Below are 21,540 nucleotides of genomic sequence, written 5' to 3' on the forward strand. Positions count from 1 at the left end.
CATTGCGGCTGGAACGGGCAGGTAGTCGCAAAGATCACGCCCACAACCGTGCAGTGGGTTTGGATAACGTTTTACGCGGTGGACGCGTCGCGATGGGATAACGGGGTGACGTCATCCTCCCGCGATGCCATGACCGCAAATCCCGAGTCAGGGGCGGAGGGCTCGCAGGAGTGCTCGTCGTCGACGCGGAAGAGCTCCATCGCTCCGCACACCTCGAGCACGAACAGGTCCCGCTCGTCGGCCCCGCGGATGACGGTGGCGCCGCCGCGCTTGCGGCCGGCGTCGGCCAGCGAGATGAGGAACGCGGCCCCGGTGGAGTCCATGAACGTGACCCGGCACATGTCGATGACGAGCAGCTGCCTGCGCAGGCCGACGACGCGCGCCGCGATCTCCGGGAACTGGTCTCGTTCGGCGAGGTCGAGGTCGCCGGCGATCACGAGCGTCGTCGTCGTGGGAGACGTCGCGATCTCGATCATGTGTCGAGCGTAACGACTGTTGCCCGATCGCACCGGATGAAAGGCAAAATTCACCGTCCCGGCAGGTACCCGGGGCAATCCGGTGCGGTCCTCTTTGTCCGTTCCCGCCGTCGAGGTGTGAGAATTTGCGCATGAGTACTCACGAAAACCTGCTGCAGGGCCCGGAGCCGACCCTGCTCCCCGACGACTACCCGGCGGCTCGTGAGCGCCTGACCAGCGGTGACGACCCGGTAGCGGTCGCGGCGTCGGCCCCGGCGTCGTCCCTTGTCTGGGCGGTCCTCGCGGAGGGCGCGCTCGCGGCGGACAGCGCCGCCGGCAACGTGGAGGCATACGCGTACGCCCGCACCGGCTACCACCGTGGGCTGGACGCGCTGCGCCGGGCCGGCTGGCGCGGGCAGGGCCCGATCCCGGCGAGCCACGGGCCGAACCAGGGCTTTCTCCGGGCGCTGCTCGCGCTCTCCCGGGCGGCTCACCTCATCGGCGAGGAGGACGAGTCGGAGCGTTGCGCGAAGTTCCTGACCGACTCGGGCACGTCGGTGAACGAGGTACGCGCCCTGACGCTCACCACGAAGTAGACTCGGGCGCGGCCCGCGGGCGCGATCTCGCGCACTCCGCGGAGCAAATCAAGCAATCCGAGAAGGTGGAGATCCATGCCAGGCGTCGTGCTCGTCGGGGCCCAGTGGGGCGATGAGGGCAAGGGAAAGGCGACGGACCTCCTGGGCTCCCGCGTCGATTACGTGGTCAAGTTCAACGGGGGGAACAACGCGGGGCACACCGTCGTCATCGACGACGAGAAGTACGCGCTGCACCTCCTGCCGTCGGGGATCCTGTCGCCGGGCGTCGTGCCGGTCATCGCCAACGGCGTGGTGGTCGACATCGAGGTCCTGTTCGAGGAGCTCGACGCCCTGATCGAGCGCGGGGTCGACGTGTCCCGCCTGCTCGTCTCGGGCAGCGCGCACATCATCGCCCCGTACCACCGCACCATCGACAAGGTGACCGAGCGGTTCCTCGGCAAGCGCCGCATCGGCACGACGGGCCGAGGGATCGGTCCGTCGTACGCGGACAAGATCAACCGCGTCGGGATCCGCATGTGGGACCTGTTCGACGAGAAGATCCTGCGCGCCAAGATCGAGGGCTCGCTCGACCAGAAGAACCACCTGATGGTGAAGGTCTACAACCGGCGGGCCATCACGGTGGACGAGACGCTCGACGAGCTGCTCCAGTACGCCGACCGCCTGAGGCCCATGGTCACGGACACCGCCGTCGAGCTGGACAGGGCGATCCAGGCGGGCAAGACCGTTCTTTTCGAGGCCGGCCAGGCGACGATGCTCGACATCGACCACGGCACCTACCCGTTCGTGACGTCGTCCAGCGCGACGGCGGGCGGCGCGGTGACCGGGTCCGGCGTGGGGCCCACCCGGATCGACTCCGTGATCGGCGTCATCAAGGCCTACACGACGCGCGTCGGCGAGGGGCCGTTCCCCACCGAGCTGTTCGACGACAAGGGCGAGTTCCTGCGCAAGACCGGCGGCGAGTACGGCGTCACCACGGGCCGCGCGCGCCGTACCGGGTGGTACGACGCCGTCATCGCCCGCTACGCGACCCGCATCAACGGCCTCACCGACATCGTGCTCACCAAGCTCGACGTCCTGACCGGCATGGAGAAGGTGCCGGTCTGCGTGGCGTACGACGTCGACGGCGTCCGGCACGACGAAATGCCCACCGACCAGACGGCGTTCCACCACGCGAAGCCGATCTACGAGGAGTTCGACGGCTGGTGGGAGGACATCTCCAAGGCCCGGGCCTTTTCTGACCTGCCGCCGAACGCCCAGGCCTACGTGAAGGCGCTGGAGGAGATGTCGGGCACCCGGATCTCCGCGATCGGTGTCGGCCCGAAGCGGGACGAGATCATCCCGGTCCACGACCTCATCCACCCGCGCTGAGTCCATACCCATCCAAGAGAGCCCTCCGCCACAGTGAAGATCCTCGTCATCGGTACCGGTGCCCGCGAGCACGCCATCATCCACTCCCTCCACCGGGAGACCGCGTCAGGGGCCGCAGCCCACGAGCTCCACGCCGCGCCGGGTAACCCGGGTATCGCCGCGCTGGCCACGCTGCACAAGGTCGATCCCCTGGACGGCGCCGCGGTGGCTGCGCTGGCCGAGCAGGTCGGCGCGGAGCTGGTCGTCGTCGGCCCGGAGGCGCCGCTGGTCGCCGGCGTGGCCGACTCGGTCCGGGCGGCAGGCATCCCGGTGTTCGGGCCGTCCGGCGAGGCGGCCCAGCTCGAGGGCTCCAAGTCGTTCGCCAAGGAGGTCATGGCAGCGGCCGGCGTGCCGACGGCCATGGCGCACGTGTGCACCGACGCCACCGAGGTCGCCGCGGCGCTCGACGCATTCGGCGCTCCGTACGTGGTCAAGGACGACGGCCTCGCTGCGGGCAAGGGCGTGGTCGTCACCGACGACCGCGAGGCCGCGCTCGCGCACGGCGAGGCCTGCCTGGCGAACGAGAACGGCCGCGTGGTGGTCGAGGAGTACCTCGACGGCCCCGAGGTCTCGCTCTTCTGCGTGTCCGACGGCGTGACGGTGGTCCCCCTGGTCCCCGCGCAGGACTTCAAGCGCGTCGGTAACGACGACGAGGGCCCGAACACCGGCGGCATGGGCGCCTACAGCCCGCTGGACTGGGCGCCGTCGGGACTCGTCGACGAGGTCCTGACCCGCGTCGCCCAGCCCACCGTCGAGGAGATGGCCCGCCGAGGTACGCCGTTCTCCGGCGTCCTGTACGTCGGGCTCGCGCTCACGAGCCGGGGCACCCGCGTCGTGGAGTTCAACGCGCGCTTCGGCGATCCGGAGACCCAGTCCGTGCTCGCCCGGCTCGTCACGCCGCTGTCCGAGGTCATGCTCGCGGCTGCGCGCGGCAGGCTCGGCGAGCTGGAGGCGCTGCGCTGGCGCCCCGAGGCGTCGGTGACGGTGGTCGTCGCGTCGGAGGGCTATCCGGAGCTGGCCCGGTCCGGCGACCCGATCACCGGCATCGAGGACGCGGAGGCGCTCCCCGGCGTGCACGTGCTGCACGCGGGCACCGGCCGTGCCGAGGCCGGCGACCTGGTCAGCGCCGGCGGCCGGGTGCTGTCGGTCGTGGCGCTGGGGGCCGACCTGGCGGACGCCCGGCGTCGGGCCTACGAGGGCGTCGCGAAGATCGGCCTCAAGGGCTCGCAGCACCGCACCGACATCGCGCTGCGGGCGGAGCGCGGCGACGTGACCGTCCCGTAGGGCCTGCCGTCACCGCGCCACACCCCGTCGCTCCCGCGCCGGCATGCCGGTGACGTCCATGAGCACGCCGATCATGCGTGCGCGGATGCCTGCGTCGTCGGTGACGGTGGTGGCGCGGCAGCGCACCCACATCTCGCGGCCGTCGACGGCGAGCAGGCGGTGCTCCAGGTCGAGCGGCTCCGTGGCGCCGGCGAGCTGCCGGGCGATGGCGATCTGCACGGTCCGGACGTCCTGCGGGTGCACCCGGCCCGTCCACTCCTCGATGCCGGTGCACCGGGCGTCGTCGGGCAGGCCGACCAGGGCCCGCCAGGTGCGCGAGTAGAAGACCTGGCCGGTCGCGATGTCCCAGTCCCAGGTGCCCTCGAGGGCCACGTCCTGGACCAGGGCGTTGCGCTCGACCTCGGTGCGGAGGTCGAGCACAAGCGCGCGTTCCCGTGCCGCGGCCTCGGCGAGCGCCGCCTGCTGCCGTTGCAGCGAGGTGAGGCGGTCCTCCCGGTCGAGGGCGACGGCGACCATGGCGGCCCAGTGGTCGTACTTGTCGCGGGAGCTGGTGGCGTGCGTGTCGACGCCGCCGCCGATCGCGAGCATGCCCCAGTCGCTCTGGCCGAACGTCACGGGCACGACGAACACGACGCCTTCGCCGGCCAGCGCCGGCGGCGGGAACGTGCTCACGGGCAGGTGCGTGCCGACCAGGGCTGTCGCCTTGCGGGATGCCGCGGTGGTGCCGACGATCTCGAGGGTCCGTGCCCCGTTCGCCGGGCCGGGTGCCGGTGCGGCGCCAGGTACCGGCGCCACGTCGGCGTCGGTCCACAGGGCGAGGGTGGCGGGGCCGCGGTGCCCGCGGGGGAGCCAGGTGAGCGCACGGATCGCCCGGCCGTCGCCGTGCAGCAGGTCGAGGTCGAGCTCGTACTGGTCGGTGATGGTGCGTTCGAGCTGCCCGGAACGGGCGAGCAGGGTCTGGGTGCAGCCGGCGCTGAGCGCGACGAGCACGTCGGTGGCCGTGTGGGTGACCGCACGGGTGCGTGCGGCGCGGCTCGGAGGGCTGGGCCGCTCGTCGGGCACCGCCGGGACCTGACCCCGTCGTACCTGCTCCCGGAACTCCTCCTCGACCGACCGCAGCGCGGGGATGAGCTGTTCGAGGGCCTCCGGGTGGGGCCGAAGTGCCCGCGTGCTCTCGGCGAGGCTCGTCAGCGTCGCCTGGGTGGGTGCTTGGCCCAGTGCCGCCGCGCTCCGGAAGAGTCTCTGCACGCCCCTGAGCCAGGAGTCGAGGTCGGCACCCGGCCCCAGGCGCGCCTCCGCGCCGTCGAACGTCGCGCGTGCCACCTCGCCGAGCCGCCGCCACGCCGTCGAACCCTCCTGCGCGGGTGGGCCAGCGAGGAGCGTGCCTGCGCGTGCGTCGAGACAGCCGCACGACTCGCGCGTGACGAGCGTCGAGCGGGACAGGTGCTGGCCCGCCACGCGTTCGCCGCGGATCCGGGCGAGCAGCAGGGACACGGCGAGCTCGCCGACCTGGTCGTGGTGCGGGTCCACCGAGGCGAGCCGTGGGCGGACCCGCGCACCGGCCTCCGAGTGGTCGAACCCGACGATCGCCTGGTCGTCCGGGAGCTTCAGGCCCTGGGCGCGCAGGGCGCGGGAGAACCCGATCGCGTTGCGGTCCGTCGCGGCGACCGTCGCCGTCGTCGGCAGCCCTGGGCCGCCGACGAGCGCCTGCGCGACGGTGGCGGCGCTCGCCTCCTGGTTGTCGGCCGTGCGGTAGAGCCACTCGGGCCGGGGCGTGATCCCGTGCGCGAGGAGGGTGGCGAGGTACGCCTCGTGGCGTTCGACGATGTCTGCCTGCCGCAGGCTGCCGAGGAAGCCGATCTCCCGGTGCCCGTGGGCGATCAGGTGCTCCACCGCCGCGCGGGTCCCGCCCTCGTTGTCCGGTGTCACGACCGGGGCGTCGATGCTGGTCGTGCGCTCGCTGACCAGCACGATCGGGGTGCCGTCGCCGTCGATCCGGAGCAGTGTCGCCTCGTTCACCGCTGTGGTGATGGCGATGACGCCGTCGAGCTGGCCGAGGCTGACGGCCGCCGTGCCGGGTGGACGGTCCGGGAACTGGTCGCGCTCCAGGTCCGCTGGATAGGTCTGTACCGCGACGACGCGGTGCCCGTCCGGACGGACGGTGCGCGCGATGCCGGCGAGCACCCGCCCGAAGTAGTAGCCGCCGACCACCGGGGACAGCACCCCGATGACATACCTGCGCTTTCCACTAAGCATGCAAATACACCCGTCTTCGTTGACGCTGTGCAAAATTCACCCGAGGGTGCATGCTACGTGGTTATGGTCCCAACGTCGCGACCGAACGATCCTGAACTGTCCGATTTTCCGACGCGTTCGCGGCGGCCCACGATTGTTGACGTTGCCAGGGTGGCCGGCGTGTCCACCGCGGTCGTCTCGTACACGTTGAACGGTCGCAGAGGGGTCTCCGCGACTACCCGCGAACGGGTGCTCCGGGTGGCGGACGAGCTGGGCTGGCGGCCCGCCACCGCCGCCCGGTCCCTCCGTAGCGGTCCGGCGGCCGCAGCTCTGGTCGTGGTGCACGACCAGCCGTTCGGCACCCGTGCCGCGTTCCCGCTCGACCTCGTGGCGGGCGCGCTCCAGACGCTCGGCCCGGACACGCTCACCCTGGCCGTGCACGTCGCCGGGTCGCCCGCCGACGCGGCGCAGCTGATGGACCGCTGGTGGACGGAACGCCGCTACGCGGCCTTCGTCGTCACGGGTGTCCGGGTGGACGACGCGCGCCTCGCGGCCCTGCGCACGCTCCCCGCACCCACGGTGGTGGTGGGGGCAGCCGTCGACAACGCACCGGGCACCTGGCAGCAGGTGGTCCTTGACGACGGCGACGCGTTCGCACAGGTGGGTTCCTTCCTCGCCGGCCTCGGGCACCGGCGGATCGCCATGGTCGCCGGGTCCGAACGCTTGGTCGCGCCGGCCCGCCGCGCGGCTGCGCTGGAGGCGGCGCTGGTCGGGCAGGGCATCGAGCTACGCACCGTCGCGGGCGACGGCCCCGAGCGCGCCTCGGCGGCGCTGCGCCCGCTGCTCTCCGCGGCAGACCGCCCCACGGCGATCGTGACCGACGACGACGCGACCGCCGGCCTGGTGCTCGACGTCGCCCGGCGGCTCGGTCTCGGCGTGCCGTGGGACCTGTCGGTCGTCGCGGGGACCGACTCGCCCGCCTGTTACCTGACGACGCCGTCGCTCACCGCCGTGCCGTATCCGGTCGAGGAGCTCGGCAGGGCCACCGGCCGGGCGCTCCGCGCGGTCCTCGGCGCCGTGACGTCCCGGCGTGCTGTGGGGGTCGACCCGGCGGAGGGCGCCGCGCCGCCGTCGGGCACGGTGTCGGTGGGGCGGCTGGTGGTGCGCGGCTCGACCGCACCCCCTGCCGGGGGCTAATCGTTTAAGGAGGTTCTGCTGGGGCTCAACGGTAGGCAAAGGTGCGACATGTCACGGCGGAACGAGCCGCCGCGGTGCGTGTGGCCTCGTCCGGCCGAACCGGAGGGCGCGCGCTCGGCACGACCAACGGAGGTCACCGTGTCTACAGCACCACGCCGCCAACGCGGCACGTCCCCACGCAGGTCACGCACCCTGGCGGCAGCAGCGGTGGGGGCACTCCTCGCGGCTCCCGCCCTGGTCGCCACGAGCGCGCCGGCCGTCGCACTCGAGGACAACCCCTTCGTCGGGGCCGGGCAGTACGTCAACCCGGACTGGTCGGCGTCCGTCGAGGCGGCCGCCGCGCAGGTGAGCGACCCCGGCCTCGCCGCGGACATGCTGGCGGTCGCGGACGAGCCGACGTCGGTCTGGATGGACCGGATCGCGGCGATCGAGGGTACCGAACGGCAGCACGGCCTGGAATGGCACCTCGACCAGGCCGTGGCCCAGTCGGGCGGGTCACCCCTGGTGTTCAACGTGGTCATCTACGACCTACCGGGCCGTGACTGCCACGCCCTCGCCTCGAACGGCGAGCTGCCCGCCACGGCGGCCGGGATGGAGCGGTACAAGACCGAGTACATCGACCCGATCGCCGAGCTGCTGGACCGGCCGGAGTACGAGAACCTGCGGATCGTCGCCACGATCGAGCCGGACTCACTGCCCAACCTCGTGACCAACCAGTCCGACGCCGACTGCGTCACCGCTGCGCCCTACTACCGCGAGGGCGTGCAGTACGCGCTGTCCGAGCTGTACGAGGTCGGCAACGTCTACTCCTACCTCGACGCCGCCCACTCCGGCTGGCTCGGCTGGCCCGACAACTCCAGCGGCTCGGCGCAGGAGTTCGCCAACGTCATCGAGGGCAGCACCTACGGGTGGTCCGCCGTGTCCGGCTTCGTCACCAACACGGCGAACACCACGCCGCTGGAGGAGCCGTACCTGACCAACCCCGACCTCCAGGTCGGCAGCGGTCAGGTCAAGTCCGCCGGCTGGTTCGAGTGGAACCCGGACTTCGACGAGGTCGACTGGACGGCGCACCTGTACGACCTGATGATCGCCCAGGGCGCGCCGTCGAGCATCGGCATGCTCATCGACACCTCGCGCAACGGCTGGGGCGGCCCCAACCGCCCGACGGCGGTGAGCACCTCCACCGACCTGAACACCTACGTGAACGAGTCGAGGGTGGACCGCCGCAACCACCGCGGCGCCTGGTGCAACCCGGAGGGGGCAGGCATCGGTGAGCGGCCGACCGTGACGCCGTCGGGCCACCCCGAGTCGCACCTCGACGCCTACGTGTGGGTGAAGCCCCCTGGCGAGTCGGACGGCTCGTCGGTGGAGATCCCGAACGACGAGGGCAAGCGCCTCGACCGCATGTGTGACCCGACCTACCAGTCCAGCGAGCTGGGCGGGAACTACACGGGGGCGCTCGCGGACGCACCGCTGTCGGGTCACTGGTTCCAGGCCCAGTTCGAGATGCTCGTCGCCAACGCACACCCGGCTATCGGCTAGGGGCTGCTGGTCTGGTTGGTCTGACGGGTCCTGCTGGTCTGCTGGTCTGCTGGTCTGGTTGGTCTGGTCGGTGGGGCTCATCGGGCTCATCGGGCTCATCGGGCTCGTCGGGCTGGTCGGGCTGGTCGGGCTGGTCGCTGGGGTGCCAGCGGGTGCACCGTGGCTGGGCCTGGCGGCTGGGCCGGCTGCCCGGATATGGGATCGGAGGCGGGGCCACGGCGCACGGCTGTGGCCCTGCCTCACTTCTGCGCGACCTCTGGGGTCGAACCGCAACCTTGATGTCCGCCGAGGCGGGCTCGGGGGTCGAACCGCAACCTTGATGTCCACCGAACCGGGCTCGGGCGTCGAACCGCAACCTTGATGTCCACCGAGGCGGGCTCGGGGGTCGATCCGCAACCTTGATGTCCACCGAGCCGGGCTCGGGCGCCGAACCGCAAGTTGCTGGTGCTCCGCGGGGCCGAGCCGCAACTTGCAGGTCCAGATCGACCCCGATCGACGTGTGCCTTGCGGATCGACGTCGAAGACCACTTTCAGCTTGCGGTTCGGCCGCTGAACTTGGCCGGATGGACGTCTGGCTTGCGGTTCGGCCGCCGAGCCCCGCCGGATGGACGTCTGGCTTGCGGTTCGGCCGCTGAACTTGGCCGGATGGACGTCTGGCTTGCGGTTCGGCCGCTGAACTTGGCCGGATGGACGTCTGGCTTGCGGTTCGGCCGCCGAGCCCCGCCGGATGGACGTCTGGCTTGCGGTTCGGCCGCCGAGCCCCGCCGGATGAACGTCTAGCTTGCGGTTCGGCCCCCCGGCGTCGGCCCGTCTTGCTGCATGGCGACTGGATCTCCTGGAAACTCGGGTGAAGCTACGATCGCCGCTTCGTCGAGAGAGGAGTGACCGTGGCTGAGCGCGTCACGTTCGAGAGCACGTCCGGGCCGCTTCTCGCGGGCATCATCGACCCGCCCGACGGCGAGGTGCGCGGCTGGGGAGTGTTCTCCCACGGCTTCACGCTGGGCAAGGACTCGCCGGCCGCGGCGCGGATCTGCAAGCAGCTCGCGAGCGAGGGCATCGGGATGCTCCGGTTCGACAACCTCGGCCTCGGCGACTCCGAGGGCGACTGGGGGGACGGGTCCTTCACGCACAAGGTTGCTGACACGGTGCAGGCGGCCCGGTTCATGGCCGACCAGGGCCGGCCGGTGCACCTCCTGGTGGGGCACTCGTTCGGCGGGGCCGCGGCGATCGCCGCGGCCGGGGACATCCCGGGCGTGCAGGCCGTCGCGACGATCGGCGCGCCTGTCGAGCCGCGCCACGCGGAGCACAACTACGACGCCGTCCTGGACCGGGTGTTCGCCGACGGCCACGCCCAGTGGATGGTGGGCGGGCGCGCGCTGACACTGAAGCGGCACTTCGTGGAGGACGTCCGCCGGGCCGACCTGCGCTCGAAGATCCGCGAGATGGACTCGCCGCTGCTGGTGATGCACTCGCCGACGGACAGCACGGTCGACATCTCGAACGCCGGGGAGATCTTCCAGGAGGCCAGGCATCCGCGTTCGTTCGTGTCGCTGGAGGGCGCCGACCACCTGCTGACCGCGCCCGGTCAGGCCAAGCGCGCCGCCCGGATCATCAGCGCCTGGGCGGACCAGTACCTGACGGTCTGACGCCACCGCCCCAATCGCCGGTCCGAGCGGCCTAGTCCGAGCGGCCCGGTCGACGTCGGTCGGCAGCAGGAAAGAGTGCCGCCGCTCGCCGCCGCGCCAGCGTCTCCGGCGTCGACCGGTGCCCGCAGAACGCGAGCCCGTAGAGGAACGTGACGACGACGGCGAGCAGCAGCACCTCGCCGCCGTCCTCCAGCGAGGTGAGGATCACGTGCCAGACGCCGCGGTTCGTCGTGAAACCGTGTACGGCGTCGATCCCGACGCCGCACAGCACCAGGAGTGCGAGGAGCGCCGTGAGCACGCGGGAAGCGGCCCGCCACTCGGGTGCCGCGTACCGGTATCCGACGGCGATGGCCGTCAGCAGCACCAACCCGAGGAACGCGAGCCACACGATCTCGCCGACCGGCTGCCCGTACGGGTAGGGGATGGTGACGTTCGCGGAGACCACCTTGGCCATCCGCTCGTGCAGCATCAAGTAGTCGTCGGCGAGGAGCACGGCGAAGACTGCGGACCACGCCGCGAGCACCGCCTGCCGGTGCACGACGGCGAGGTAGAGCGCCAGCCCGGCTGCCCACGCCGCGAACAGGTACCCGACCACCTCATGGACGCCGCGTTCCAAGCCGAACCGGAAGCCGGGCCACTCGGGGATCCCCAGGAACATGTGCATGAGGTAGATCAGGTTCAGCCCGAGGGCCACGGTGACCAGCATGCCGAAGAGTCCCGCGACGGGGCGGTGCTCCAGCCCGAGGGCGACGGCGGCTCGAGTATGCACAGAATTTCTCCTTTGAGTCCTGCGTGGTCCAAGTCCTGCGTGGTGCGGATTCGCATACGGTTCCGCGACCGGATGAGGTAATGAGGAGACCCGGATGAGAGCTCTCTCATCCGGGCGGCCGTGCGGACGGCCGACGGGCGCGGCGCAGGTCACTGTCCCTGGACAGCGAGGCACCCCGTTGCGCCAGTAGACTCTCCCCGGAATTCCCTCACCTTCAAGGAGCCTTCGTGGGACGCGTCGTCGTCGAGGTCATGCCCAAGCCCGAGATCCTGGACCCCCAGGGTAAGGCTGTTGTCGGAGCGCTGCCGCGCCTCGGCTTCACCCAGTTCTCCGGTGTGCGTCAGGGCAAGCGGTTCGAGCTTGAGGTGGACGGTGAGGTGACGCCCGAGATCCTCGCCGCCGCGCAGGAAGCAGCGGTCACCCTGCTGTCCAACCCGGTGATCGAGGACGTCGTGTCCGTCGCCGAGGCCGAACCTGCCGAGGTCACCGGTGAGGCGAGCGGCGCACCGGTGGGTGCCTGATGTCGGCGATCGAGCCGACGCCGGCCGCCACGCCCGTGCCGGGGATCGACGGCGCCAGGATCGGTGTGATCACCTTCCCCGGCACCCTCGACGACCGTGACGCCGCGCGCGCCGTGCGCCTGGCCGGCGCCGAGGCCGTGTCGCTGTGGCATGCGGACGCGTCGCTCCAGGACGTCGACGCCGTGGTGCTGCCCGGCGGCTTCTCCTACGGCGACTACCTGCGCGCCGGCGCGATCAGCCGGTTCGCGCCGGCGATGACCGCGGTGGTCGACGCCGCCAAGGGCGGCATGCCGGTGCTCGGCATCTGCAACGGCTTCCAGGTCCTGACCGAGGCGCACCTGCTGCCCGGCTCGATGGTCAAGAACGACCACCTGCACTTCGTGTGCCGGGAGCAGTCGATGATCGTCGAGAACGCGCGCACCGCCTGGACCAACGAGTTCCGCCGCGGCCAGCAGATCAAGATCCCGCTGAAGAACCAGGACGGCCAGTTCGTCGCCGACGAGCGCACGCTCGACGAGCTCGAGGGCGAGGGCCGCGTCGTCTTCCGCTATGACGGCTGGAACCCGAACGGTTCGCGCCGGGACATCGCGGGTATCACCAACGACCGCGGCAACGTGGTGGGGCTCATGCCGCACCCCGAGCACGCGGTCGAGCCAGGCTTCGGTCCGGCGTCCGCAGACGGGCCGCGCTCCGGCATCGACGGGCTGACGTTCTTCACGTCGGTGCTGTCGTCGCTCGTCCACGCGTGACCTCCGGTCAGGGCAGGGGCGCATGACCGCTGAGCTTCTCGCAGGCATCACCATCGAGACGGTCGGCTGGGACCACGGCGACGCCGTCCGCCTGCGTGCCGGGCAGCAGCACGAGATCGACCAGCGGTACGCCGATCCGGACAGGCCGCCGGCGACCGGCCCCGACCCGCGCGACCAGGTCGACCCGTCCAACGTGTTCGCGACCCTGTTGCTGCGCGTGGAGGGCGAGCCGGCCGGGCACGCCGCGCTGCGCGACCTGTCGGGCCGCGACGACCACCAGGGCGGCCTGCACCCCGACGGGACGACAGAGGTCAAGCGCGTATACGTGGCGCCGGGCCACCGGGGTCGCGGGCTGTCCCGCACGCTGATGAGCGCAGTGGAGGATGTCGCCCGCTCGGCGGGCGTCCGGCACCTGGTCCTGGAGACGGGCCTCATGCAGCCGGAGTCGCTGGGGTTGTACCTGCGGATGGGCTACGACCCGGTGGAGTCGTTCGGCGTGTTCTCGGACGAGCCCGATTCGCGGTGCTTCGGCAAGTGGCTGGTGCAGGGGCAGCCCTCGCCCGTCGGCCCCTCCTCTCCGGCCGGGCGCCCCGAGACGCTCCGCCCAGAGCTCCGCCAGGTGCCATGGAACGACCCTGACGCGGCAGCCCTGCGGCGCGCGATGTGGGACTTCCACAAGGAGCGTTACCCCGAGCTGGCACGTGCCGTCGAGAGCCGCGGCGGCCACGACGTCGCCGACGCCGAGCGTGGACGTTCAGCCCTCGTGACGTTCCTCGCGACCCTGGACGGCCGGCCGGTCGGCTGCGCGACGCTCATCGCGGCGCGGGTCGGGCCGGAGCATCTCGCGGCAGATCCGCTCCGGGGCGTTGGCGGCCTCACCGCCGCCGTCGGCACCGCCGGCGCGGCACAGGACCAGTCCGGCTTCGAGATGCGGAGCGTCTTCGTGGATCCGGCCGCCCGGCGCGCCGGCGTCGCGACGGCCCTGGTCCGGGAGATCGAGGCGGAGGCACGACGCCGGGGCGGGCGCGCGCTCTACCTTGGCACCGGTCGTCGGCAGCCGGAGGCGTTGCGCCTCTACGTCGGGCTCGGTTACCGGCCGGTACTGCCGTTCCCGCCGCACCACGACCCGCCGGATGCGCTGCTCCTGTTCCTGGGCAAGCTGCTCTGAGCCAGCCGTCGCCGGCCGGGCGTCACCGCCCCCGGAGGTACTCCAGCTGCGCCCGGACCGACGATCGCGCAGCGCCCAGTACCGACGGGTCGACGTCGGTGTAGACGGTCCTCGTCACCCGGTCCAGGAGCGACTCGGGGAGCGGCGCCGCGGCGTCGGGCAGCGTGGCCCCGAGTGTCGAGAGCGCCGAGCGCACCTGGTCCAGGCGCCCCAGCCGGTGCTCGCGGTACTCGCCGACCACCGCACCGAGGTCCGGGACCACCGGCCCGTGACCCGGCAGCCCAGGGCAGGAGCCGGGCAGGCGCAGCGCCGTCAGCCGGTCGAGCGACGCCAGGTAGTCCCGCAGGGATCCGTCCGGCTCGGCGAGGACGGTGGTTCCGCGCCCCAGCACCGTGTCGCCGGTGAGCACCACCCTGCCCGACTCCGGGTCGCCGGGCGCCGACACCACGAAGCACACCGAGTCTGCGGTGTGCCCTGGCGTGGCCAGTACCTCGATGCGCAGGCCGGCGGCGTCCAGGATCTCGCCGTCGGCCAGCGGCCCCGCACCCGTGCCTCCTGCGCCGCCGGCAGCGCAGAACTCCGGCAGCGCACCCCGTGACGGCGCCCCGGTCAGCTCGCGGAACCGGGCCAGGCCGCCGGTGTGGTCCGCATGCCGGTGGGTCACGAGCACCAGCTCGACCGGGCCGGCCGCCGCCAGCTCCGCGAGGTGCGGTTCCAGCGCAGGTCCGGGGTCCACCACCACGCAGCCCGGCGCACCGGGCGCGCGCAGGACGTACGACCGGGTCCCGTCCAGGGTCATCGGTCCGGGATTGTCGGCGCGCAGCATCCTCGCAAAGGGGGCAACAGGGTCCACGTCATCACCTTATCCACTGGTCAACAGGGCTTGTGCCAAGGCGAACTCCGGTGTGTGATCGGTAAATCACCTCCCAAGGTCGAGAGGAACCCCCCAGGATGCCCGCGATTCCCGGCACGGCGCAGCACCCCCGCGCACGCAGAGCTTCCGCACTCCTCGCCGCAGCAGCCCTCGCCGTGACCCCCCTGCTCGTCTCCACCCCGGCCGCCCGGGCCGCGAACGCCGAGGTGGCCGTCAGCGCGGACCCGGTCGTCCTCGTGGAGGACGGCGACACCGCCGCCGTCACCGTCACGGTCCGGTCGGCGGACGGTGCCCCGCTCGCGCAGCCGGTGAGCGTCGACTGGCGCACGGGTTCCGGCACGGCCACCGTCGACGTCGACTTCGTGGCAGGCTCCGGCACGCTCACGTTCGCAGCGGGCACGCCGTCGGGCACCGAACGCACCATCGCGATCCGGACCCGGGAGTCCGAGGCGGGTGAGACGGCGGAGACCGTTCCGATGGCCCTCGACTCGCGGGAGGCGGAGGTCTCGGCAGCGCCCACCGTCGTCGTACGGGCGCACGACCTGCCGTACCTGGACGAGCGGCTGCCTACCGACGAGCGGGTGGCGGACCTCGTGCGCCGCATGACGCTCACGGAGAAGGCCGGCCAGATGACCCAGGCGGAGCGCGCCAACGTCGCGGGCGACCCGGCGGCCATCACGGAGCTGGGCCTCGGCTCGGTGCTCAGCGGCGGCGGCTCCACTCCCGCCGACAACACCCCGGCAGGCTGGGCCGACGCGATCGACGGCTTCCAGACGCGGGCGCTCGCGACCCGGCTGCAGATCCCCCTGCTCTACGGCGTCGACTCCGTGCACGGGCACGGCAACCTGGCCGGTGCCACGATCCTGCCCCACAACATCGGGCTCGGCGCCACCCGCGACCCCCTGCTCGTGGCAAAGGCCGGCCGCATGGTCGCCACGGAGACCCGGGCGACCGGCATCCCGTGGACGTTCGCCCCCTGCCTGTGCGTGGTGCGCGACGACCGCTGGGGCCGCACCTATGAGTCGTTCGGCGAGCACCCGGCACTCGCAGGGGTGCTCGGCACGGCGGCGGTGCGCGGGTTCCAGGGCAAGCACCTGGACAGCAACCGGTCGGTGCTGGCAACGGCCAAGCACTTCGTGGCCGACGGCGACACCGCCTACGGGACCGGCGAGGGCGAGTACACGGTGGACCAGGGCGTCACCCAGCAGAGCCGGCAGCACGTCGAGGCAGTGGATCTGCCGCCGTATGTGGCGGCCCTCGCAGCAGGCGTCGGCTCGGTCATGCCCAGCTACTCCAGCATGGACTGGACCGACGACGGCCTCGGCAACCCCGTGAAGCTGCACGCCCACGACGAGCTGATCAACGGGTGGCTCAAGGACGAGCACGGGTTCGACGGCTTCGTGATCAGCGACTACCAGGGCATCCACCAGATCCCGCCGCTCGCGTCGGATTCTCCCACCACCGGGCAGATCGTCACCAGCGTGAACGCGGGCGTGGACATGTTCATGGAGCCGTCGCAGTTCGAGCGGTTCCACACGCGCCTGGTCGCGGCGGTGCAGGACGGCGCGGTGACCGAGGAGCGGGTCGACGACGCCGTGTCCCGGATCCTCGCCGCCAAGTTCGAGCTGGGACTCTTCGAGGAGCCGTTCGCCGACCGGTCGCACGCCGACAGGATCGGCTCGGACCAGCACCGGGCGATCGCCCGGAAGGCGGCGGCCGCGTCCCAGGTGCTGCTGAAGAACGACGACGCGGCGCTACCGCTGGACGCCGACGCGAGCGTCTACGTGGCGGGTCGCAACGCCGACGACGTGGGCAACCAGGCCGGCGGCTGGACCGGCACCTGGCAGGGCTGGTCGGGCGACGTCACCGAGGGCACGACCATCCTCGAGGGCATCGAGGACGCGGCGGGCGACGTCACGTTCAGCGAGGACGCCTCAGCGCCCACCGCAGGGGCCGACGTCGGCGTCGTCGTCGTGGGCGAGACCCCGTACGCCGAGGGGTACGGCGACGTCGGCGGGCCCGAATGGGCCTGGGACCCCGCCGACGGCGGCGTGCCCCGTGAGGAGAAGTCGATGGCGTTGCAGCCCGGCGACGTCGACGTGGTGGAGCGGGTCTGCGCCGAGATCGAGACCTGCGTGGTCCTCGTCGTGTCGGGGCGGCCGCAGGTGCTCACGGAGCAGCTCGGATCGATCGACGCGCTGGTCGCGTCCTGGCTGCCGGGCACAGAGGGTGCCGGCGTCGCGGACGTGCTGTTCGGCGAGCGCCGGTTCACCGGCCGGCTGCCGGTCTCGTGGCCGCGGTCCGCGGAGGACCCGGTGGTGAACGTCGGCGACGAGGACTACGACCCGCTGTTCCCCTTCGGCTGGGGCCTGTCGACGGGCGGCCCCTCCTCGCACCTCGACAGGCACCGGCTCGAGCTCCAGGACGAGGTGCTGGACCCGGTCAACGGCGTACCGCCGTCGGCGGCGAAGGCGATCGCGAAGTCGGACGAGGCGATGCTGGAGGGCCACGAGTCGCACGCCCACAACATCCTTACCGCCGCCATCGGCCGGTGAGTGTCGGACGTCCGCCCCTGCTGTGCCGTTCGCGGGGCGAACGTCCGGCACTCAGCGCTTGGACTGGTTGAGGGCCTGCTCCAGGTCCTCGATCAGGTCTTGGGTGTCCTCAAGGCCGACCGAGAGACGGACGGTCGTCTCCGCGATGCCGACGGCCGTGCGACCCGCCGCGCCGAGCTTGCGGTGCGTGGTGGTGGCGGGGTGGGTGATGAGCGACTTCGAGTCCCCGAGGTTGTTCGAGATGTCGATGACCTGGAGCGCGTCGAGGAACTCGAAGGTGTGCTTCTTAGCGGTCTCCACATCGGCGTCCGGCGGGACCGCGAGGTCGAACGTGACCACGGTGCCGCCTCCGCTCATCTGGGCCCTGGCGAGGTCGGTCTGGGGGTGGGAGTCGAGGAACGGGTAGCGCACCGCGCCGACGCCGGGGAGCGCCTCGAGGGCGTTCGCCACCGTGAGTGCGCCGGCGCCCTGCGCCGCGAGGCGCACCGGCAGTGTCTCCAGGCCCTTGAGCAGCGTCCACGCGTTGAACGGTGACAGCGACGGCCCGGTGTTGCGGATGAACGTCTGCACCGGTCCTGTCACGTACTCGGTGGAGCCGAGGATGGCGCCGCCCAGCACTCGTCCCTGCCCGTCGATGTGCTTCGTCGCGGAGTAGACGACGACGTCGGCGCCCAGCTCCAGCGGCTTCTGCAGCAGCGGGGTGGCGAACACGTTGTCGAGCACCACGGTCGCCCCGGCGGCGTGCGCGAGGTCGGCGACGCCGCGCACGTCCACGATGTCCTGCATCGGGTTGGACGGCGTCTCGAAGAAGACGACGTCCGCCGGGGTCGCGAGCGCCTCCTCCCACTGGGACAGCACGTGCCCGTCCACGTAGTCGGTGCGCACCCCCCACTTGGCGAGGATGTCCTGGAAGATCACCATGCTGGACCCGAACAGGGCCCGGGCGGCCACGATCCGCGACCCTGAGCTGACGAGCGCTGCCAGTGCGGTGAACACGGCCGACATGCCGGTCGCCGTCGCGTAGCAGGCCTCGGCACCCTCCAGGAGGCGGATCCGCTCCTCGAACGTGTGGACGGTCGGATTGCCGTAGCGCGAGTAGACGAACCGGTCGATGTCGCCGGTGAACGCCGCCTCCGCCTCCGCCGCCGTGTCGTAGACATAGCCCTGCGTCAGGAACAGCGCCTCGCTGGTCTCGTTGAAGTCGCTGCGCTGGTGCCCTCCGCGCACGGCAAGGGTCGCCGGGCGGACGCCGCGGGGCAGTGGCTTGCGGCCGGACCCACCAGGGGTCGCGTCGGGCGGGAAGGCTCCGGTGACGGTCACTCTGCACCCTCCGTCCAGGGCAGGCCGGCGACCTTCCAGCCCTGCTGGTCGCGGACGCCGTCGACTCCGGGAGCGCCCTCGAAGCCCTCCAGCACGTTGTACGACGGCGCGATGCCCGCCGCGGTGGCGAGCCGGGCGGCGCCGATGGAGCGTTGGCCGGAGCGACACAGGAAGATGACGGGGCCTGCGGTCACCCCTGCCGCCCTGAGCTCCTCCAGGAACCGGGTGTTGGGGCGGCCGCCTGCGTGCACCCACTCGCTGAACAGCGGCTGTCTGCCGAGCGTCGCGGTGTCGGGGACGCCGGTCGCGCGCCACTCGCCCTCGGTGCGGACGTCCACGAGCGTGGCGGCCGGGTCGGCGGCGAGCAGGTCCCAGGCCTGCTGGGGCGTGATGTCGCCGGCGTAACCCTCGGCGGTGCGGGCTTCGATGTGCGCGGGGACGCTCATGTGCTCCTCCATCGGTCGTGGCGGTAGCACCCTCGTCCGTCCTCGCCCTGCCAGGTTGGCAGCGGCGGGGGCGCTGGGTTGCTGCGGCTTCGTCGTGCCACGTCACTCGGCCGCTCGGGATGGTCGTTCGTGATCGTACGACACGACGTCCGATGGGTGGGATGCCGTCTCGCTCGCTGGTCGGAGCTAGGGTCTCGGGATGGACATGCCTGTGGACAAGTCTGTGGATAAAGCTGTGGACAATGCTGTGGACGAGCAGGAGCTGACGGGCGGCAACACCACCGGCGTCGTGCGGATCGGGAACACGGTGCATCGCGAGGCCGGTCCCTGGACGCCGACCGTCCAGCGCCTGCTCGCCCATGTGCGGGCCAGGGGCCTGACCGAGGTCCCCGAGCCCCTCGGCCTCGATGGGCAGGGCAGGGAGATCGTCTCGTACCTCCAGGGAGATGTGCCCGGCTGGCCCGCCCCGGCCTGGCTCTGGTCACCGGAGGTCCTGGGGGAGGCTGGGCGTCTCCTGCGGCGGTTCCACGACGCCACCGCGGGATTCACCCCGTCGGACGCCCGGTGGCGTCTCCCCGCGACCGAGCCGGCCGAGGTGATCTGCCACAACGACGCGGCGCCTTACAACATGGTCTTCCGCGCAGGCAGGCTCGCGGGCCTCATCGACCTCGACACCGCTTCGCCGGGCCCTCGGGTCAGGGACCTGGCCTACCTCGCGTACCGGATCGCGCCGCTGTCGGGCGACGCGTTCGCCGGGGTCGGCTACGACGTCGGGCACCTGGATCCGATGGCGCGCCTCGACGCGCTGACCTCCGCGTACGGGTACGCGTTCTCGCGCGCCGAGGTGCTGGGCGCGATGGTCGGCAAGCTGCACGACCTGGCCGGCTGGACCGAGGTGCGCGCCGACGACGGCGGCCCGGCCGAGCTGCGCGAGCACGTCGCCCTCTACCGCGCGGACGCACAGCGGATCGCCGCGCTCGTCGAGGCCGCCGAGCAGCCCTGACCAGGTTGCCCGGACCGCAGGTCAGGCCCCGGCGACCCGTTCGATCCGCGCGACCGCGGCGGCGGCACCGTCCTCTGCGCTCACCAGGGCGGCCAGCTCCCGTGCCGCGTCCGCCCTGGTCGCCGCGTCGTCGATCGCCGCAGCCAGCCGGTCGGCGGTGAGCCTGCCGGTCAGCGGAGCCGCGGCGATCCCGAGCTCGTGCACGCGGCGCGCCCAGAACGGCTGGTCGCCGAGGAACGGCCTGACCACCTGCGGCACCCCGGCCCGGACGGCCGCTGCCACGGTGCCGACACCGCCGTGGTGCACGGCGACGGCCGTGCGGGGCAGCAAGAGGCCGTGCGGGGCCTGGTCGAGCACGTGGACGGTCTCCGGTACGCGCGTGGGGCGGAGCGCACCCCAGCCCGTCGCAAGGACCGCGCGCCGTCCCGAGGCGTGCAGTCCGTCGAGCACTGCTCGGGTGAAGGCTTCCGGGTCCTTGGCGAGCATGCTGCCGAACCCGACGTACACGGGCGGATCGCCGGCATCGAGGAACTGGTCGAGGGCCGCTGGCAGAGCCCGGCCCTCGTCCGGCGGCAGGCTCCAGAAGCCGATGGGTGCGAGCTCGGCCGGCCAGTCGTCGGGCGCGGGCAGCAGGTGCGGGCTCCACGCGTGCAGGACACCGTCGTGGGCCACGCGCTCGGTGAGCCCCGGCGTCGGGCCGGACAGGCCGAGGGTCTCGGACCGCCAGGACCGGACCAGACGCCGGTACGGCGCTTCGACGGCCCCGGCCAACCGCCAGCTCGCCCGGTTGAGGAACCGTGGCGGCCGGACCGGGCTGAGCGGGGACGGGAACCGCGCCGTCGGGCTGAACAGCGGGACGGGCAGCGCGGCGACCGACGGCACGCCGAGCAGGTCCGCGAGGTGGGGCGCCCCCAGCGACTTGGGCGCGTAGACCACGACGTCGGCGTCGCTGTCCCGCAGGGTGGCCAGGTCGTCGAGCCAGCGGCGGAGCAGCGGCAGCGCCGACCGGGCCGCGGTGATCGATGCCCGTGCGCCCTTCCCCGCGACCTCCTCCTGCAGGGCGAAGATGCCGTCGTCGAGCGGCGCTACCGGGAGCCCGCTGGCCGCTGCGTCCTCGGTCAGGCGGCGTGGCGCGGCCAGCAGGGGCTCGTGGCCCGACCGGGCGAGCTCCACGGCGAGCGCAGCGAACGGCTCGACGTCGCCCCGGCTGCCCATCGTGACCAGGAGAACCCTCATCGCGAGGCCTCCCACTCGTCCAGGAGCGCGGGGAACCGGTCCGCCATGAAGGCGTACATGTCACGCATGTTCTCCAGGCGCCTGCGCCGCCGCGGGTCGTCGCCCACTGCGGCGAGGCCGCGCGCTGCGAGCTGCTGGAAGGCGTCGAACTCGGCCATCTTGGCGCGGAACGCCCTGCCGAAGACGTCCTCCGTGAGCCGGTACCGGTCGCGTCGCTCGCCCCGACGCCGGAATCGCTCGACCATGCCTGCCTGGTCGAGCTGGCGCAGTGCCACGCTCATGCTGCTCTTGGCGACGGCGAGCCGTTCGCACAGTTCCGGTGCGTCGGCGCCGTCGTCGTCGTCTGACGCGAGCAGGTGCCCGATGACGCGGCCGGCGGTGCGGCTCAGGCCGAGCCGCTCGTAGAACAGCCCTGCTTCCTCGGTGAAGTCCTCGACGGCGCTCATGCGAACAGGCTATCGCATTGTTCGGTTCGTTCCGAACGTTTGGAACATTTGTGGGGCCCACCGGTGATCAGATGGTGGGACCAGTATTTGA

Annotated in this window: 19 protein-coding genes; 11 read left to right on the top strand and 8 right to left on the bottom strand. The window is 72.0% G+C overall.

Translation table 11 applies throughout. The features are described 5' to 3' along the window. Positions 1–71: 71 nt before the first annotated feature. On the bottom strand, positions 72–476 hold the full coding sequence (locus tag ACFS27_RS12150; RefSeq protein ID WP_377183258.1) for an STAS domain-containing protein: 405 nt from the start codon (positions 474–476) through the stop codon (positions 72–74). Between the two features lie 131 nt (positions 477–607). On the opposite strand from ACFS27_RS12150, the gene ACFS27_RS12155 reads away from it, so the two are divergent. From ACFS27_RS12155 to purD, 3 genes are all read left to right on the top strand, one after another. Next, positions 608–1,051, top strand: a complete 444-nt coding sequence (locus ACFS27_RS12155) for a DUF3151 domain-containing protein (RefSeq protein WP_377183260.1) — start codon at positions 608–610, stop codon at positions 1,049–1,051. A 75-nt stretch (positions 1,052–1,126) separates the two neighbouring features. Next, positions 1,127–2,419 (top strand): adenylosuccinate synthase, encoded by a 1,293-nt coding sequence (locus tag ACFS27_RS12160; RefSeq protein WP_377183262.1) that lies wholly within the window; start codon positions 1,127–1,129, stop codon positions 2,417–2,419. A gap of 33 nt (positions 2,420–2,452) precedes the next feature. Next, positions 2,453–3,742: a phosphoribosylamine--glycine ligase gene (gene purD / locus ACFS27_RS12165; RefSeq protein ID WP_377183264.1), complete on the top strand. Its 1,290-nt coding sequence runs from the start codon at positions 2,453–2,455 to the stop codon at positions 3,740–3,742. A 9-nt stretch (positions 3,743–3,751) separates the two neighbouring features. Here the strand turns inward: purD and ACFS27_RS12170 are convergent, their stop codons facing one another. Continuing rightward, entirely contained in the window at positions 3,752–5,998 is a 2,247-nt protein-coding gene (locus tag ACFS27_RS12170) for a substrate-binding domain-containing protein (protein ID WP_377183266.1), read from the bottom strand. Positions 5,999–6,061: 63 nt separating this feature from the next. On the opposite strand from ACFS27_RS12170, the gene ACFS27_RS12175 reads away from it, so the two are divergent. From ACFS27_RS12175 to ACFS27_RS12185, 3 genes are all read left to right on the top strand, one after another. Then, on the top strand, positions 6,062–7,174 hold the full coding sequence (locus ACFS27_RS12175) for a LacI family DNA-binding transcriptional regulator (RefSeq protein ID WP_377183702.1): 1,113 nt from the start codon (positions 6,062–6,064) through the stop codon (positions 7,172–7,174). A gap of 138 nt (positions 7,175–7,312) precedes the next feature. Continuing rightward, complete coding sequence (locus ACFS27_RS12180; protein ID WP_377183268.1) at positions 7,313–8,716, top strand: glycoside hydrolase family 6 protein; 1,404 nt, start codon at positions 7,313–7,315, stop codon at positions 8,714–8,716. Positions 8,717–9,597: 881 nt separating this feature from the next. Then, positions 9,598–10,362 carry an alpha/beta hydrolase family protein gene (locus ACFS27_RS12185; protein WP_377183270.1) on the top strand — a complete coding sequence of 255 codons (765 nt, stop codon included), beginning with the start codon at positions 9,598–9,600 and terminating at the stop codon, positions 10,360–10,362. Between the two features lie 31 nt (positions 10,363–10,393). Here ACFS27_RS12185 and ACFS27_RS12190 read toward each other — a convergent pair whose 3' ends face one another. Beyond that, positions 10,394–11,131 (bottom strand): hypothetical protein, encoded by a 738-nt coding sequence (locus ACFS27_RS12190; protein ID WP_377183272.1) that lies wholly within the window; start codon positions 11,129–11,131, stop codon positions 10,394–10,396. Positions 11,132–11,358: 227 nt separating this feature from the next. Here ACFS27_RS12190 and purS point away from each other — a divergent pair, with 227 nt between their 5' ends. Genes purS through ACFS27_RS12205 form a run of 3 tightly spaced genes read left to right on the top strand, consistent with a single transcriptional unit; the run spans position 11,359 to position 13,569 of the window. Continuing rightward, positions 11,359–11,652, top strand: a complete 294-nt coding sequence (purS, locus tag ACFS27_RS12195; protein ID WP_253872902.1) for a phosphoribosylformylglycinamidine synthase subunit PurS — start codon at positions 11,359–11,361, stop codon at positions 11,650–11,652. Next, entirely contained in the window at positions 11,652–12,401 is a 750-nt protein-coding gene (gene purQ / locus ACFS27_RS12200; protein ID WP_377183274.1) for a phosphoribosylformylglycinamidine synthase subunit PurQ, read from the top strand. Before purS ends, purQ begins: the two co-directional genes overlap by 1 nt. A 22-nt stretch (positions 12,402–12,423) precedes the next feature. Further along, positions 12,424–13,569, top strand: a complete 1,146-nt coding sequence (locus ACFS27_RS12205) for a GNAT family N-acetyltransferase (protein WP_377183276.1) — start codon at positions 12,424–12,426, stop codon at positions 13,567–13,569. Positions 13,570–13,591: 22 nt separating this feature from the next. Here the strand turns inward: ACFS27_RS12205 and ACFS27_RS12210 are convergent, their stop codons facing one another. Further along, positions 13,592–14,395, bottom strand: coding sequence for an MBL fold metallo-hydrolase (locus ACFS27_RS12210; protein WP_377183704.1), 804 nt, complete (start codon positions 14,393–14,395; stop codon positions 13,592–13,594). Between the two features lie 125 nt (positions 14,396–14,520). Here ACFS27_RS12210 and ACFS27_RS12215 point away from each other — a divergent pair, with 125 nt between their 5' ends. Continuing rightward, positions 14,521–16,998: a glycoside hydrolase family 3 N-terminal domain-containing protein gene (locus tag ACFS27_RS12215; protein WP_377183278.1), complete on the top strand. Its 2,478-nt coding sequence runs from the start codon at positions 14,521–14,523 to the stop codon at positions 16,996–16,998. Between the two features lie 51 nt (positions 16,999–17,049). Here the strand turns inward: ACFS27_RS12215 and ACFS27_RS12220 are convergent, their stop codons facing one another. Then, on the bottom strand, positions 17,050–18,318 hold the full coding sequence (locus tag ACFS27_RS12220) for an O-succinylhomoserine sulfhydrylase (protein WP_377183280.1): 1,269 nt from the start codon (positions 18,316–18,318) through the stop codon (positions 17,050–17,052). After that, positions 18,315–18,764: a rhodanese-like domain-containing protein gene (locus tag ACFS27_RS12225; RefSeq protein WP_377183282.1), complete on the bottom strand. Its 450-nt coding sequence runs from the start codon at positions 18,762–18,764 to the stop codon at positions 18,315–18,317. Before ACFS27_RS12225 ends, ACFS27_RS12220 begins: the two co-directional genes overlap by 4 nt. 235 nt (positions 18,765–18,999) lie before the next feature. Between ACFS27_RS12225 and ACFS27_RS12230 the strand changes: the two genes are divergently transcribed. Beyond that, positions 19,000–19,767 (top strand): phosphotransferase enzyme family protein, encoded by a 768-nt coding sequence (locus tag ACFS27_RS12230; protein ID WP_377183285.1) that lies wholly within the window; start codon positions 19,000–19,002, stop codon positions 19,765–19,767. Positions 19,768–19,788: 21 nt separating this feature from the next. On the opposite strand, the gene ACFS27_RS12235 is transcribed toward ACFS27_RS12230, so the two are convergent. Beyond that, positions 19,789–21,003: a glycosyltransferase gene (locus ACFS27_RS12235; protein ID WP_377183287.1), complete on the bottom strand. Its 1,215-nt coding sequence runs from the start codon at positions 21,001–21,003 to the stop codon at positions 19,789–19,791. Beyond that, positions 21,000–21,449 (bottom strand): MarR family transcriptional regulator, encoded by a 450-nt coding sequence (locus ACFS27_RS12240; RefSeq protein WP_377183289.1) that lies wholly within the window; start codon positions 21,447–21,449, stop codon positions 21,000–21,002. Before ACFS27_RS12240 ends, ACFS27_RS12235 begins: the two co-directional genes overlap by 4 nt. Between the last annotated feature and the right edge of the window lie 91 nt (positions 21,450–21,540).

This window comes from Promicromonospora vindobonensis (genome assembly GCF_042685865.1).
GTDB classification, from domain to species: domain Bacteria; phylum Actinomycetota; class Actinomycetes; order Actinomycetales; family Cellulomonadaceae; genus Promicromonospora; species Promicromonospora vindobonensis.

Excerpts from the sequence above, each read along its gene's own strand:
- ACFS27_RS12175 (WP_377183702.1), top strand. The coding sequence starts at position 6,062 with ATGGTCCCAACGTCGCGACCGAACGATCCTGAACTGTCCGATTTTCCG.
- ACFS27_RS12210 (WP_377183704.1), bottom strand. The coding sequence starts at position 14,395 with ATGCTGCGCGCCGACAATCCCGGACCGATGACCCTGGACGGGACCCGG.
- ACFS27_RS12170 (WP_377183266.1), bottom strand. The coding sequence starts at position 5,998 with ATGCTTAGTGGAAAGCGCAGGTATGTCATCGGGGTGCTGTCCCCGGTG.
- ACFS27_RS12240 (WP_377183289.1), bottom strand. The coding sequence starts at position 21,449 with ATGAGCGCCGTCGAGGACTTCACCGAGGAAGCAGGGCTGTTCTACGAG.
- ACFS27_RS12235 (WP_377183287.1), bottom strand. The coding sequence starts at position 21,003 with ATGAGGGTTCTCCTGGTCACGATGGGCAGCCGGGGCGACGTCGAGCCG.
- ACFS27_RS12205 (WP_377183276.1), top strand. The coding sequence starts at position 12,424 with ATGACCGCTGAGCTTCTCGCAGGCATCACCATCGAGACGGTCGGCTGG.
- purQ (WP_377183274.1), top strand. The coding sequence starts at position 11,652 with ATGTCGGCGATCGAGCCGACGCCGGCCGCCACGCCCGTGCCGGGGATC.
- ACFS27_RS12155 (WP_377183260.1), top strand. The coding sequence starts at position 608 with ATGAGTACTCACGAAAACCTGCTGCAGGGCCCGGAGCCGACCCTGCTC.
- ACFS27_RS12150 (WP_377183258.1), bottom strand. The coding sequence starts at position 476 with ATGATCGAGATCGCGACGTCTCCCACGACGACGACGCTCGTGATCGCC.
- ACFS27_RS12215 (WP_377183278.1), top strand. The coding sequence starts at position 14,521 with ATGCCCGCGATTCCCGGCACGGCGCAGCACCCCCGCGCACGCAGAGCT.
- ACFS27_RS12225 (WP_377183282.1), bottom strand. The coding sequence starts at position 18,764 with ATGAGCGTCCCCGCGCACATCGAAGCCCGCACCGCCGAGGGTTACGCC.
- ACFS27_RS12160 (WP_377183262.1), top strand. The coding sequence starts at position 1,127 with ATGCCAGGCGTCGTGCTCGTCGGGGCCCAGTGGGGCGATGAGGGCAAG.